At 23.5% G+C, this 1,264-nt stretch carries 2 protein-coding genes; both read right to left on the reverse strand.

What is annotated here, in order from left to right; translation table 11 throughout:
• Nucleotides 1-346: 346 nt before the first annotated feature.
• Nucleotides 347-622, reverse strand: a complete 276-nt coding sequence (locus RI01_RS02705) for a hypothetical protein (protein ID WP_017193137.1) — start codon at nt 620-622, stop codon at nt 347-349.
• Entirely contained in the window at nt 603-1,112 is a 510-nt protein-coding gene (locus RI01_RS02710) for a hypothetical protein (protein ID WP_017193138.1), read from the reverse strand. The genes RI01_RS02705 and RI01_RS02710 overlap by 20 nt, the downstream gene beginning before the upstream one ends.
• Between the last annotated feature and the right edge of the window lie 152 nt (nt 1,113-1,264).

Below are 1,264 nucleotides of genomic sequence, written 5' to 3' on the forward strand. Positions count from 1 at the left end.
ATATCTTCATTATTATTTTTTAATAATTTTCTAATTCTTTTAGAAGGGTTTAATAAATATTCAAAAAAATTCATCAAAACACCACCTTATTCTTATTATTTTTTTATATTTTAAATAATATGATATTTATTTGATTAATAAAAATCAAAAAATATTAATTGTAATTTTATGATGAAAAAAATTGTAATTTTATGATGAAAAAACTTAAATCTTTAATTTACCACAATAAATAGGTATATTTTTAGGAGAGCCATCAGATTGCTTAACAGTTAAAATGTTGATTAACATATGATGTGAATTATAAATATTAGCTTTTTCAACTAATCTTGAATATTGTTTATTATCACTATTTTTTTATTATTTCATAAATCTCTATTTCTTTATCTGAAGGAAAATGGATAGCGAATCCGAATGTTTTTTCATTATTATTATTTTTAATGTCAAATTTAATTCTTTTCTTAATATTGCTTTCAGATTCATATATTTGTTCTGCTTTATCATAAGCATTTACCGATCCTGGAACAAAAAATTTTCCCATAAATCTTCCTAAGGTTCTTTTAGACGCTTTTTTTAAAGCAGTTTGAGCTATTTTATGACCTATTTTATGATTTGTTTTTTTCATTACTTTTTTTTTTAATTTTATCTTTCATTAGTCTATCCTTAGTATTATCACTTATTCTAACCCAATTATTTAAAAAATTTTCTAGATCAAGAGAAAACATATCAAAATCACAAAAAGCAATATCTACATCTTTTAAATTATCTAAATCATTTAAATCAAAAAAGAAAAAACATTTTTCTGGATATTCTTTAAAATATTCTTCTACCATTTCATTTATCATAGCAATACGTTGTTCTTTGTCGTTTAAAAATGTATCTTGCAAACCGCTAACATCTGTTACAAAATCTATTGCACCTGCAACATTACCAGCAATAGGAAAAAAACTCAATGCAAACAAAGCTCCATCTTTTGCTAATTGCTTATTATTTAAAAATTCTTGATAAGATTTACAAGGAGCCGTATCTAAACCATGTATTCCTCGAAAAGATCTAGCATCGGAAGAAAAAGTATTCCCTCCTTCATGTTTCCATCCTTTTTGCGGATGTTGCAAAGAAGAATCTTTAGTATAATCATTAGGAGTAAAAGCATAATTTGATTTAGATAATACTGAACTGTTCCAAAACTTTAGACACTTTTTATTTTTTAAAAATTCTTTAAGACTAACTATTAAGTTAGTCTTTTTTTCTTTTCAAAGACTAAAAA

It is taken from the genome of Italian clover phyllody phytoplasma str. MA1, assembly GCF_000300695.1.
GTDB lineage: Bacteria > Bacillota_I > Bacilli_A > Acholeplasmatales > Acholeplasmataceae > Phytoplasma.

What these genes read in the sequence shown, in the direction of transcription:
- RI01_RS02705 (WP_017193137.1), bottom strand. Translation starts at nt 622, where the DNA reads ATGAAAAAAACAAATCATAAAATAGGTCATAAAATAGCTCAAACTGCT.